The 12,559-nt window shown below is 46.7% G+C and carries 10 protein-coding genes; 5 read left to right on the top strand and 5 right to left on the bottom strand.

Annotated elements, in window-relative coordinates:
- Positions 1 to 207: 207 nt before the first annotated feature.
- Positions 208 to 1,593 (bottom strand): trigger factor, encoded by a 1,386-nt coding sequence (gene tig, locus RMO35_RS10310; RefSeq protein ID WP_309740930.1) that lies wholly within the window; start codon positions 1,591 to 1,593, stop codon positions 208 to 210.
- 763 nt (positions 1,594 to 2,356) lie between these two features.
- Between tig and RMO35_RS10305 the strand changes: the two genes are divergently transcribed.
- The 3 genes from RMO35_RS10305 to RMO35_RS10295 all read left to right on the top strand — a co-directional run bounded on the left by RMO35_RS10305 (position 2,357) and on the right by RMO35_RS10295 (position 6,915).
- On the top strand, positions 2,357 to 3,382 hold the full coding sequence (locus RMO35_RS10305; protein WP_309740928.1) for an aspartate-semialdehyde dehydrogenase: 1,026 nt from the start codon (positions 2,357 to 2,359) through the stop codon (positions 3,380 to 3,382).
- Positions 3,383 to 3,559: 177 nt separating this feature from the next.
- Positions 3,560 to 4,462: a 4-hydroxy-tetrahydrodipicolinate synthase gene (gene dapA / locus RMO35_RS10300; RefSeq protein ID WP_309740925.1), complete on the top strand. Its 903-nt coding sequence runs from the start codon at positions 3,560 to 3,562 to the stop codon at positions 4,460 to 4,462.
- A 596-nt stretch (positions 4,463 to 5,058) separates the two neighbouring features.
- Entirely contained in the window at positions 5,059 to 6,915 is a 1,857-nt protein-coding gene (locus RMO35_RS10295; RefSeq protein WP_309740923.1) for a ribonuclease J, read from the top strand.
- Positions 6,916 to 7,284: 369 nt separating this feature from the next.
- Here RMO35_RS10295 and leuC read toward each other — a convergent pair whose 3' ends face one another.
- Positions 7,285 to 8,691, bottom strand: a complete 1,407-nt coding sequence (gene leuC, locus RMO35_RS10290; RefSeq protein ID WP_309740921.1) for a 3-isopropylmalate dehydratase large subunit — start codon at positions 8,689 to 8,691, stop codon at positions 7,285 to 7,287.
- 256 nt (positions 8,692 to 8,947) lie between these two features.
- Positions 8,948 to 9,577: a class I SAM-dependent methyltransferase gene (locus RMO35_RS10285; RefSeq protein ID WP_309740919.1), complete on the bottom strand. Its 630-nt coding sequence runs from the start codon at positions 9,575 to 9,577 to the stop codon at positions 8,948 to 8,950.
- Positions 9,578 to 9,746: 169 nt separating this feature from the next.
- Between RMO35_RS10285 and RMO35_RS10280 the strand changes: the two genes are divergently transcribed.
- Positions 9,747 to 10,454, top strand: a complete 708-nt coding sequence (locus tag RMO35_RS10280; protein ID WP_309740917.1) for a DUF4336 domain-containing protein — start codon at positions 9,747 to 9,749, stop codon at positions 10,452 to 10,454.
- Here RMO35_RS10280 and RMO35_RS10275 read toward each other — a convergent pair.
- Positions 10,443 to 11,135 carry an A/G-specific adenine glycosylase gene (locus RMO35_RS10275; protein WP_309740914.1) on the bottom strand — a complete coding sequence of 231 codons (693 nt, stop codon included), beginning with the start codon at positions 11,133 to 11,135 and terminating at the stop codon, positions 10,443 to 10,445. The genes RMO35_RS10280 and RMO35_RS10275 overlap by 12 nt on opposite strands.
- A gap of 27 nt (positions 11,136 to 11,162) precedes the next feature.
- Here RMO35_RS10275 and RMO35_RS10270 point away from each other — a divergent pair, with 27 nt between their 5' ends.
- Positions 11,163 to 12,053 (top strand): LysR family transcriptional regulator, encoded by an 891-nt coding sequence (locus RMO35_RS10270; RefSeq protein ID WP_309740911.1) that lies wholly within the window; start codon positions 11,163 to 11,165, stop codon positions 12,051 to 12,053.
- A gap of 30 nt (positions 12,054 to 12,083) precedes the next feature.
- On the opposite strand, the gene RMO35_RS10265 is transcribed toward RMO35_RS10270, so the two are convergent.
- Positions 12,084 to 12,559 (bottom strand): hypothetical protein (locus tag RMO35_RS10265; RefSeq protein WP_309740909.1); only part of this gene is annotated, 476 nt, incomplete at its 5' end.

Genomic DNA, 12,559 nt, shown 5'->3' with positions numbered 1-12,559 from the left:
CCAATGTCTAGAGGGGAGTTGGGAGTTGGGAGTTGGGAGTTGGTGGATGGGAGTTGGTAGATGAGAGATGGTAGGGAAATCCCTTCCGAGGAGGGGTGCCCGTAGGGCGGGGTGGGTAGATCTCCGCAGCTTATCAGCCAGATCGAAACTTTCGCCAGCCAGCAGCTAAACTAAATTCCCTCCCATCTCCCATCTCCCATCTCCCATCTACTCCGTAACTGCTTCGGCGAGGATATCTATCGCTTCTGCTTCGCCAGCTTCGATTTCGACATCTTCATCAGCAGGTTTGAGGGAGCCTTCTGGTACCAACTCGACTTTCGCATGGTCTTTGAGCCATGCTAGAGTTTGCTCTTTTTGGAGATCCTCGGTGATGTAGCTCCGCAGGCGATTTTCATCGATGTCCTCGCCAGCTAATTGAGGTAAAATTTCAGACATCTTCGCGACGATCGCTTCATCAGTAACGGTAATTCCTTCTTGTTTAGCAATTTCGGCGATCGCGAGTTGCTGCTTGAGGTTGCTAATCGCATCAGTCCGGCAATTTTCTTTCATTTTGGGAATGGTTTCCCGCGTGAAGAGTTTGTTGACATCCATCCCGTACTGGCTGAATTGGTTCGCCATTTGGTTGAGGATATTCATGGTTTCCCGCTCGATGGCTGTCTCGGGCAAATCCGCCTCGACAACATCGATCAAGGCAGTTTCCAGCGCATTAGTGATGTTTTGGTCGGTAGATTTTTGCGCTTGTTCTTGGAAGCGGGTCACGATCGATTCTCTGTACTCAGTGAGAGTATCAAAATCGCTCGCTTCCTTGGCAAAATCATCGTCTAAGGCTGGTAATTCTTGTTCTTTGAGATCTTTGAGGACGACATTAAACAGCGCAGGTTGAGCGGCCAAATCTTCGCGGGGATAGTCTGCTGGAAAAACGACATTGACATTGCGAGTTTCACCGACGCTCATGCCGACAATCCCGTTGACGAGATCGCCGATAAATTTGCCTTCAGATAGTTCGATATCAAAATCATCCGCTTGCGCGCCGCTGATTTCGGTACCGTCGGCGAGTTTGCCACTGTAGTCAACTACCGCGATATCATCGAGTTGCGCCGCCCGACCGACAACTGGGATGACTGTCGCTTTTTCCCGGCGTTGCCCATCAATAAAATCATCGACCTGCGCGGGATCGTAGAGGATTTCTTCAGCTTTAATGGCGAGTCCTTTATAGTCACCTAAAGTTACCGATGGTGGGACATCTACTGTCGCGCCAAAAGTCAAATTTTGTCCGGGGACAAACTGTTCCAGTAATTCGTCAAAATTGGAGGTAATCTGATAGTTGCCGATCGCTGGGACGGCTTCTTGCTTAATTGCCTCATTAATGGCGGGTTCGAGCAATGCTTCAAGCGCCATTGCTTTGACTTGAGATTGACCCATCCGTTGTAAGACTACTTGCCGAGGGATTTTTCCTTTGCGGAACCCAGGAATATTCGCCTTGGTGGTCAGGTTTTTGATAGCCTGTTCGTAGTATTTAGTCGTTTGGTCTCCGGTAACTTCAATTTGCAAACCAATCCGGCTGTTTTCGAGTTTTTCCTGGGTAACTTTCATGATATGTATATCTAACAACAGTCAATGACAATGTGGGAAGGGGCTGGAAATTCGCGTAATTATGATATGTTCGATGTACGATCGGTTAAGATTGTTTGCAAATCGCTCACAGTTAAACTTCAGCAAACGTAGAGCGATGCACTGAAATGTCGTTGGCAATAACTTGCGATGAACACAGTGTCAGCTTTACCTAATTGCTGCAACTCATCAGACCGAAAACTGCAAACTCACTGCCGATGGCAGGTCGCTCTAGCCGCATAACTCAACAAGAATGCCAATATTTACACGATTCACCTATCTGATGATAGTACATTGCTGTGAGGTATTAAGTATTTGGGATTAAGTATTTAGAATCGGGTGCAATCCGATCGAGATGTTCGAGCCGTTCGCGTACTTCTCCTTACGGAGCGACCCAAACCACGCGGAGGTTCCCGACCCATGGCTTTGGGTCAAGACAGACGCTTCGCTACGACTTCGTATCGCCAAGGACGAGGCTGTGCCTGTCTTGTCGCGTTCTATGCCGGAGGGAACCTCCGGCTCACGCGCCGCTACGGCAGGCTACGCCAGCGACTGAAATCGCGCCGAGGAAACCTCGGCGTGCGTTTCAGTCAAGACAACGCCAACAGCACAAGTAGCTGCTCCAAAGGAGAATCGAGATGTCCGGTAACTGACATAGAATTAAATTTCGATCGGGTCACTCTGAATGTGTAGGGATGTGTTAGGATTGCTCGATTAGTTCGATCGATATCAGGAGGTAGCTTACTTGTCGGATTTATATCGCGTCGCAATTTTAGGAGCCACAGGTGCTGTTGGGACGGAACTAATCGCACTACTTGCCAGCCGTAACTTTCCGATTTCCGAACTCAAACTGTTTGCCTCGCCCAAATCGGCAGGAACGAAGTTAAAGTTTCGCGGCGAGGAAATTACTGTAGAATGCGTAGACGATCGCTCGTTTGATGGCGTCGATATCGTCCTGGCATCGGCTGGTGGCTCGACATCCAAAGCGTTAGCGCCTCAAGCTGTAGCGGCTGGTGCGGTAGTTATCGACAACTCTAGTGCCTTTCGGATGCGCCCCGATGTGCCATTAGTGATTCCCGAGGTCAACCCCAGTGCAGCAGCGGATCATCATGGGATTATTGCCAATCCCAACTGTACGACAATCCTCATGGCTGTGGCGATTTATCCCCTTCATCAAGTCCAACCGATTCAACGAATCGTTGCGGCTACCTATCAATCAGCCAGCGGCGCGGGTGCTAGAGCGATGGCGGAAGTCGAAACTCAAAGTCGCGATATCCTCGATGGCAAGACACCCAAACCCGAAATTTTCCCTTACCCCCTGGCTTTTAATTTATTTCCTCACAATACCCCGATCGACGAATCCGGCTATTGTGAAGAGGAACTAAAAATGGTTAACGAAACGCGGAAGATATTTGGGACGCCAGATCTGCGCATCACAGCCACATGTATCCGCGTCCCCGTCCTGCGCGCACACTCGGAAGCCATTAACCTCGAATTCGCCACACCCTTCGATCCAGATAAGGCGCGATCGATCTTAGCCCATGCCCCTGGTGTAAAATTGGTTGAAGATTGGGCTGCCAATTATTTTCCCATGCCGATCGATGCTTCGGGTAAAGATGAGGTATTAGTGGGACGAATTCGCCAGGATCTCTCTCATGCCAACGGGTTGGAATTGTGGCTCTGCGGCGACCAAATTCGCAAAGGTGCCGCTCTCAATGCCGTCCAGATTGCCGAATTGCTCGTCGAGAAAAATTGGCTCAAGCGCAAATAAGGGATAGAGGATAGAGAGTAGAGCATTAAAAAATTAGGTAATAGTAAATTGGGGTGAGTTGGGACGCAATCGTGCGTTCTTTTACTACATACCTACCCCTCTACCCCCTATCCCCTGAAGCCCAAAACCTAAAGCCCAAAGCCTAAAGCCTAATACCTAATACCTAACACCTTCCCCATGACAATCGATTTCGGACGAGTCATCACGGCAATGGTTACACCCTTTGATAAGGATGGAAACGTTCACTATGCCGAAGCAGAGAAATTAGCCGCGTATTTAGTCGCAAATGGCTCGGATGGAATTGTGGTGTGTGGCACGACAGGCGAATCGCCAACGCTGAGCTGGGATGAAGAGTATCAATTATTTCAAGTCGTCCAAAAAGCCGTCGCTGGGAAAGCCAAAGTCATTGCTGGTACTGGGTCAAATTCTACCAGTGAAGCGATCGAAGCCACCCAAAAAGCTGCTAAACTAGGAGTAGATGGTAGTCTACAAGTAGTCCCTTACTACAATAAGCCGCCCCAGATCGGTTTATACCAGCATTTTGAAGCGATCGCGGCAGCTTGCGACTTGCCGATGATGCTCTACAATATCCCCGGACGTACCGGACAACAGCTAGAGCCAGAGACGATCGCTAAATTAGCAAAATTAGATGGCATTGTCGCAATCAAGGAATCTACGGGTAATCTAGATATAGCCAGTCAAATTCGCAGCTTGACACCGCCAGATTTTGCGATTTATTCTGGTGATGACTCTTTGACATTACCGATCCTGGCTGTAGGTGGAACAGGTGTCGTAAGTGTCGCCAGTCATCTAGTCGGCAATGAAATTCAGGCAATGATTGCGGCGTTTGGATCCGGTCACAACCAGCTAGCGACCAAAATGCACATCCAAATGCTGCCTCTATTTAAAGGGCTATTTCTCGCACCTAACCCCATGCCGATTAAAGCGGCACTCAAATTGCAAGGCTGGGAAGTTGGCGGACTGCGATTGCCGATGTGTGAATTACCGAACCAATTACTACCTCAAATTCAGCAATTATTAGACAGACAAGGCCTACTGCTGTCGATGTGTCGCGATTAGACAAAGCCGACACTTCGACCCTTCGGCAGAGCTTCAGGGCAACGCAAGCTCAGTGCATCGCGCAAAGCAAGCAAATTTGATAATTGTGCTGCGAATGATTGACCCATTGCCGATAATATGATACAACTAAGATAACGATGAAAAACGCAGATAAGTCAGAAACGAGCGGGTTAAAATTTGACGAGTTAGCAGCATAAGCTTTGTCAAAAAACACGTGATTGGAAGCGAGCCACACCTAGTCAAGCCGAAATTAATAAATCTAAGATTAGGTAATACGGTTACTGGTCTTCGAGCATAAATATTCAGTTAGTTTAATAACAGCCAGTGCAAATTTCTAGCGCATAGTTTTCGGAAGCCTGAATTATCTATTATCTTTATATTTACAGCGTTGCAGCCATGCTCCGCCATTGGTGTGATGGAAATCGTAGCGACCAAATCGCGGAAACACTTCTCAGTCGCTCTAGCGAGTCCACACCCAATAAAGTTTCGATTCTAACATACCAAGTCTGACAGCTAACTGAATTTGTAGCTGCCAATCGATACATCGAAAAATCCAGTTTTGTTTTAAAAATATCCAACTATCCATATCTATCTAAATGAGTCCAATTCTCAAATCATCGCAGACCTCCACAGTCGCCAAAAAGTCTAATGAACCTACTTTGAAAATCATCCCATTGGGCGGTTTACATGAAATAGGTAAAAATACATGTGTCTTTGAAATTAACGACGAGATTTTACTCCTCGATGCTGGATTGGCTTTCCCCACTGATGGAATGCACGGCATCAATATCGTCTTGCCAGATATGACCTATCTGCGCGAAAATCAGCACAAGATCAAAGGGATGATCGTCACCCACGGACATGAAGATCATATCGGTGGAATTCCCTATCACCTCAAGCAATTTGACATTCCGATTATTTACGGTCCGCGCCTTGCAATGGCTCTATTGCAAGGTAAATTAGAAGAAGCTGGTGTCGCCGATCGAACTAAAATCAAGACAGTCGCACCGCGCGATATCGTCAGAATTGGCGAATCCTTCTTTGTAGAGTTTATCCGTAATACCCACTCGATCGCCGATAGCTTTACGATCGCACTGCATACTCCCGTCGGTGTCGTCATCCATACTGGAGACTTCAAGTTCGACCATACCCCTGTCGATGGCGAAGCGTATGATTATGCCAAACTCGCCGAGCATGGTGAAAAAGGCGTCCTGTGTCTAATCAGCGACTCCACCAACTCCGAGATTCCTGGCTTTACTCCTTCCGAGCGTTCGGTATTCCCCAACCTCGACAGGTTTATCTCCCTAGCCAAAGGACGGGTAATGGTGACTACCTTCTCATCCTCCGTCCACCGGATCAACATGACGATCGAGATCGCTATGAAGTACAATCGGAAAGTCTGCGTAGTCGGTCGATCGATGCTCAACGTCATCGCTCATGCACGGAACCTTGGCTATATCAATTGCCCCGACGATGTATTCGAGCCACTTCAGTCGGCAAATCACCTTCCCGATGACAAAGTATTGATCCTCACGACCGGATCTCAAGGCGAAACCCTAGCAGCGATGACACGGATTGCTAATGGTCAACACCGCCAAGTCCGCATCCGCAAAGGCGATACGATTATCTTCTCAGCGAACCCCATTCCAGGCAACACCATCGCCGTTGTCAACACCATTGACAAATTGATGATGCAGGGTGCCAACGTCATCTACGGACGCGACAAAGGGATTCACGTTTCGGGACACGGCTGCCAAGAAGATCAGAAATTGATGCTGAGTCTGACTCGTCCGAAGTTCTTCATCCCCGTTCACGGCGAACACCGGATGCTGATCAAGCACTCCCAAACCGCTCAAAGTACTGGCATTCCAGCCGAAAATATGGTAATCATCGATAACGGTGATATCGTCGAACTGACTGAAAACAGTATCGGTAAAGCTGGTAAAGTTCCATCAGGAATTCAACTAGTCGATAACGCTGGCATCGTCCACGACCAAACTCAAGTCATGGAAGAGCGCAAACAGCTAGCCGGAGACGGTGTAGTCACTGTCGCCCTAGCGATCGGGCTAGATGGTAAGATGATGGTCACACCTCAAGTCAATCTGCGCGGTGTAGTCACAGCAGTCGAACAGTCGCTCATCGCCGCACTAATCCAGAAAACCATCGAGAATACTTTAATCGATCGTTGGGACAGGTTTGCACGTAAGTTTGAATCCGGTCAGCTCGACATCGACTGGACGGGACTCCAAATCGAACTAGAATCCGCACTCCAACGCCTAGTCCGCCGCGAACTGCAAAGTCGTCCGCTATTAGTATTGATGATGCAGACGCCTGAAGATGGCAAGACTTCCAGTAAAGTTAATGTTGCTGTCGGTGCTGGTGCTGGCACTAGTGGTAGTCCTGCTCCCATCGGTCGTCGCAAACAACGCTCGACAGCCAAAGTCAGATCTTAGATTTTCGCTCGGCTCTGCTGTACCGGAGCTAATCGACACAATTTAGTTATTAAAAAGAAGGTAGATGTGGTTTAATATTGCACCTACCTTCTTTTTTTGTCTGTCGGCATCAGATCTTTACCCCACCCAACCTCCCCTTATAAAGGGGATTAGCTCATCTGTCGTCTATCAAATTTAATTTGGTATTACTTAATCTAATTAGCTCAACTTTCTGGTAGCTCTGCTCCTATCTGGCTCCAAATTTCTCAACCGCTGCTTTAGTACAAGAATTTTATTTCTCTCAATCGAATCAATCGGGTATTTTATCGATCGAGAAAGGCGATATTCGATCGCATATTCCGCACGATTGACAACGTGCGGAATACTAGATTAATTCATCAATTCCCGCACGTCGGTAACTTTACCCGTCACTGCTGCCGCGATTACCATGACTGGCGACATCAATAATGTCCGCCCCGATGAAGAACCTTGACGACCCTTGAAGTTACGATTGGAAGATGATGCACTCAGTTGTCGTCCGACTAACTTGTCGGGATTCATCGCCAAGCACATCGAGCAACCCGCCTCGCGCCATTCAAATCCGGCGTTTTTAAAAACCATGTCTAACCCTTCGGCTTCGGCTTGTTTTTTCACCCGCTCGGAGCCAGGGACGATAAAGGCTTTGACTCCGGTGGCTACCTGTTTCCCGGCGGCAAATTTGGCGGCTTCGCGTAAGTCGGTGATGCGTCCGTTGGTGCAGCTTCCGACAAAGCAAACATCGACTTTGGTGCCGATAATTGGTGCGCCTGGGGAGAGATCCATATACTGATAGGCTTCTTCGGCGATCGCACGTTCATCCGCCGCCATCTGCGCTACAGTCGGGATGGGTTCGTCTACGCCGATGCCTTGAGCGGGGGTAATGCCCCAGGTGACTGTAGGGGCGATTTCGGCGGCATCGAAGACGACGACATCATCGTATTCGGCATCTTTATCGCTGCGGAGGCTTTCCCACCAGGCGACGGCTTTATCCCAATCGGCTCCTTTAGGGGCAAAATCTAGCCCTTTGAGATAATCATAGGTGACTCGATCGGGGTTGATATACCCACATCGCGCGCCACCTTCGATCGCCATGTTACAGACGGTCATGCGGGCTTCCATATCCATATTTTCAAAGGTAGTGCCCGCGAACTCATAGGCGTAGCCCACACCGCCTTTGACACCGAGTTTGCGGATGATATGCAGAATTACATCTTTGGCATATACGCCTAGTTGAAGAGTCCCATTGACTTCAATTTTTCGGACTTTTAATTTACCCAAAGCCAGCGTTTGGGAGGCTAAAACATCCCTCACCTGAGAGGTGCCAATTCCGAACGCTATAGCTCCAAATGCGCCATGAGTAGAAGTATGACTATCTCCACAGGCGATCGTCATTCCTGGCTGGGTTAGCCCCTGCTCAGGAGCAATTACATGGACGATCCCTTGGCTGCCAGAACCGACGTTGTAGAATCTAATTCCATGCTCTTTGGTGTTATTTTCGAGATGTTGCATCATCTCCTCGGCGAGGCTATCGGCGAGGGGGCGCGATTGGTCTTCGGTAGGTACGATATGATCGACGGTGGCAACGGTACGTTCTGGATAGGGGACTTTCAATCCGCGATCGCGCATCATCGCAAAAGCTTGAGGGCTGGTGACTTCGTGGATCAGGTGCAAGCCGATGAATAGTTGGGTTTGTCCTGATGGTAATGTGGCGACGGTGTGCGCGTCCCAAACTTTATCGAATAATGTATTTTTGCTCATGGCTATTTAGTGAATAGTGGATAGTGGATAGCTTGTAGGGTGTGTTATCGCGCAGCGTAACGCACCAAAGTATAAATGGTAGAGCCGATCGCCATAATAATTGTCTGATGCCAAGCGATAATACCTGCGAATAAAAAAGGGATAATCGCGATGCCATTAATGCAGGTCGCGAGCCATATATTAGCCTTTAATTAAACACCTACGATTGAAACCGCCGCTTATCAATAACCAATCAGATTACTCGATCGCCAGTAAATTAATTTGGTTTAATTCCAATTAATAAAGCTAACTCTAACCATTTCCAATAACAATCTACATCGGCAAATCCAATCTCGCGGAGATATCCTAGCTGAGTTTCGACATCGAGCAATTTATTCGATGGATCTTCATTTTCGGGTGTATAACCAATCTTGGTTAGAAACTGAATGTGAACCTTTTGATTGGGTGATGCAACATGTTCGAGATTGGCAAATACACCGCCAGGGGTTAGTAAGTTAAATATTTCCTCATATAGAGATCGCTTGCGATCGTGTGTGACATGATGAATGGCAAAACTTGAAACGATCGCATCGAATTGTCCGATATCTGGTAGTCGATCGTCCAAATTATGACTGATAATCTCAATAGAATTATCATCTTGAAATCTCGCTCTGGCTTTTTCCAGCATTACTGGTGAAAAGTCTAACGCAACTCCCGTCGCTAAAGGTCGATCGATCTTAAGTAATGCCATCAGTCTCCCATCGCCAGTACCCAAGTCGAGGATGCGCTGGGCAGTTTTGGGAATATATTCGAGCAGTACGGCTTCACCTTCTGTGCGATGGGGAATGCTATCGGCTTTGGCTAGATACCCTAATGCGTGTTCGGTGGTAGACCATAAATTTACCATAAGATTGGGCTGCGGCTGCGGTAATGGTTGCGGTGCGGTTGTATCACTACTATAGACAAGTCGGTCGGTGCTTGTCCAATATATATTAGTATTGCTGTTAATACTTTTAAAGTATCAATGCTATAGTTATTTTGTAATTGCTCTCGAATTAGAGTGGCTTTAGAACTTTATGCTCAGAGAAATAGATTGCAATTTATGGGTTGTCGAACAACCATTTAAGTATTTTGGGTTGGAAGTCGGGACGAGAATGACGCTCGTGCGATTGGGTACGGGAGATTTAGTGGCGATTTCACCGATTAAGATCGATCGAGCAACAATCGAGCAGATCGCGCTATTAGGTGAACTAAAATATATCATCGCACCCAATCTCTATCATCATTTATTTATTCAGGACTTTCAATTTATCTATCCTCAAGCACAATTATGGGCAACATCAAGTTTAGCTAAAAAAAGACCAGATTTGGTTGTTGATATACCAATTGCAGAGCGGCAAAATAGTATGTTTGATGGTGAGATAGATTGTCTCTTGTTTGATGGTTTTCAAACACTTTTCTTAAATGGCTACACACCTTTAAATGAATATGTGTTTTGTCATCAATCGAGTCGTACCTTAATTTTAACAGACACCGCTTTTTATTTTGATGAGAGCTTCGTACCGCTGACTCAACTAATCGCAAAATTGACGGGTGGATATAAATTATTAAGACCCTCACCACTCGAAAAAATAGCGACGCGAGATAAGCAAGCTGTGAAAAAAGCCGTCGATCGAGTGTTAGAATGGGATTTCGATCGAGTCATCGTCGCGCATGGAAGTATTGTCGAAACAAATGGCAAAGAACAATTTAAATCAGGATATGATTGGTTTTTAAATACCTAATCGATCGCGGTACCATTTACATTTAGACGATAGCGGACAGCGATCGCAATCTGGATTCTGAGCCTTACAAGTTAACGCGCCAAAATCTAGTAAGGCGAGATTCCACGTTCCCACATTTTTTCTAGGTGCGATCGCATCTGCGGCACCCCAGAGGATTTTGCACCGTGATTTGACTCTTTCGCCTTGTAAGCCAAAAAAGCGTTCGAGAATTCGCGCCACATTAGCATCTAATACTGCTAACGGTTGGTTAAATGCTTGAGAACCGATCGCGCGAGCGGTATAGTCGCCGATTCCTGGCAGTTTGAGCAGTTGTTTCTGGTCGTCAGGTACGATGCCATTATATTGGCTGAGGACGATCTGGGCGCATTGTTGCAGCCGTTCGGCGCGAAAAAATAAGCCCAATGGTTTGAGAAGTTTGGCAACGTCTTTGAGGTTGGCAGCGGCTAAGTCTTGGATGGTGGGATATTGCTCTAGAAATAGTTCGTAAATCGGTGCAACTGTATCGGCATCTGTTTTCTGAAGTAGAGATTCGGCGACAAGGAGATGATAGGCATCGGTAGTTTTGCGCCAGAGATAGTCGCGTCGATTGGCGATTCCCCAGGTAGAAAGCTGTTGGCGAAACCACCTAATTCGTGCAGTTGATGGATAGTCTGATGGTGTGGATTTAGTAGTAGTTTTCAAAAGTTTAATATCGATCGGATCTGATTTATGGAGCTGCGACACTTACGTTATTTTAAAACTGTTGCCGCAGAGTTACACTTTGGCAAGGCGGCAGAAAAATTACATATTTCACAGCCACCATTGACTAAACAAATTCAAGATTTAGAGGCAGAATTAGAATTTAAACTATTCACCCGCAATAATAGATCTGTAGTGCTAACACCTGCGGGACAGGCATTTTTAATTGAAGTTAACCAAATCTTACAACAACTCGATCGGGCGATCGATATTGGCAGAAAAACTAGTCGGGGCGAACTCGGTAAAATCTCAATCGGGTTTGTCGGTTCGGCAACTTATAATATTTTACCAGTGATGCTCCAGCAGTTTCGCGATCGATATCCTCACGTTCAGATCGAGCTGCACGAACTAACTACCGATCGACAATTAATTTGGCTGCGTGAGGGTAGAATCGATATCGGATCGATCCGTCCGCCGATTATCGATCGAGATTTTGTGACTCAGGTAGTTTTTCAGGAATCTTTTGTGATTGCTTTGCCTACTAATCACCATTTAGCAGCATTAGATGAGATCGATTTAACATTGTTAGCAACAGAGCCATTTATTTTATTTCCCCGCGAACTCGCACCAGGATTATACGATCCAATTATTTCGATTTGTCAGGCGGCGGGGTTTAGTCCGCAAGTAGTTCAAGAATGTATTCAAATGCAGACGATAGTCAGTCTGGTTTCAGCAAATCTGGGCATCTCTATTTTACCCGCATCAATCCAAGAAGCACAACGTCAAGGAGTAATTTACAAGCCAATTCGTTCCCAGACTACGAGCATCGATAAGTTAGCTAAGATTGCGTTAGTATGGCGGATTGGCGATCGATCGCCGATAGTAAATAGATTCTTAGAAGTTGTTTTAGGCACAAATTGACAGCAGTAGTTTTAATTAATTACTTATATCTTAAAGCAATAAATACCACCGTCCGCCATACAATTTTACTTGACCCTTACTTTGATATTCGATCGCGATCGAGTCATCAAATTTGTATTTCACTCCCGCTCGATCGATATAAGAGCCACGGAGCTTCGCAGTCCACAAGGTTGGTTTCGATTTAAGATATTCAACTTGACGCTCTCGAACTTTATGTCCGCCGAATTTAGCAATTTTGGCAGCAATTTCTGGTGCAGCAATGGACTCTTCTGGCATCAAGCGGCGGAGCGCATTCTCATTCCGATCTTCGAGCGCAGTCAGATATCCATCGACTATTTTCTCAGGTGTAGCCGCGCCATTTTTATTAGCTGCGCCACATGATTGCAATGACAATAATAAAATGACGATCGGGATAATGAGCATCGATCGCCAGTAAAGTGAGGATTTATGAGATAACTCGATCGCCTGCATATCAACTATATTAGTCCCAAAAGACTGACTCGATC

The organism is Chamaesiphon sp. OTE_20_metabat_361, assembly GCF_031364565.1.
Note: the sequence above shows the minus strand (reverse complement) of the source record. Positions and strands in the feature narration are given on the sequence as shown.

Bases quoted from the DNA above. Each gene is read 5' to 3' on its own strand.
- dapA (WP_309740925.1), top strand. From the start codon at position 3,560: ATGACAATCGATTTCGGACGAGTCATCACGGCAATGGTTACACCCTTT.
- RMO35_RS10270 (WP_309740911.1), top strand. From the start codon at position 11,163: ATGGAGCTGCGACACTTACGTTATTTTAAAACTGTTGCCGCAGAGTTA.
- RMO35_RS10285 (WP_309740919.1), bottom strand. From the start codon at position 9,577: ATGGTAAATTTATGGTCTACCACCGAACACGCATTAGGGTATCTAGCC.
- RMO35_RS10295 (WP_309740923.1), top strand. From the start codon at position 5,059: ATGAGTCCAATTCTCAAATCATCGCAGACCTCCACAGTCGCCAAAAAG.
- tig (WP_309740930.1), bottom strand. From the start codon at position 1,593: ATGAAAGTTACCCAGGAAAAACTCGAAAACAGCCGGATTGGTTTGCAA.
- RMO35_RS10280 (WP_309740917.1), top strand. From the start codon at position 9,747: ATGCTCAGAGAAATAGATTGCAATTTATGGGTTGTCGAACAACCATTT.
- leuC (WP_309740921.1), bottom strand. From the start codon at position 8,691: ATGAGCAAAAATACATTATTCGATAAAGTTTGGGACGCGCACACCGTC.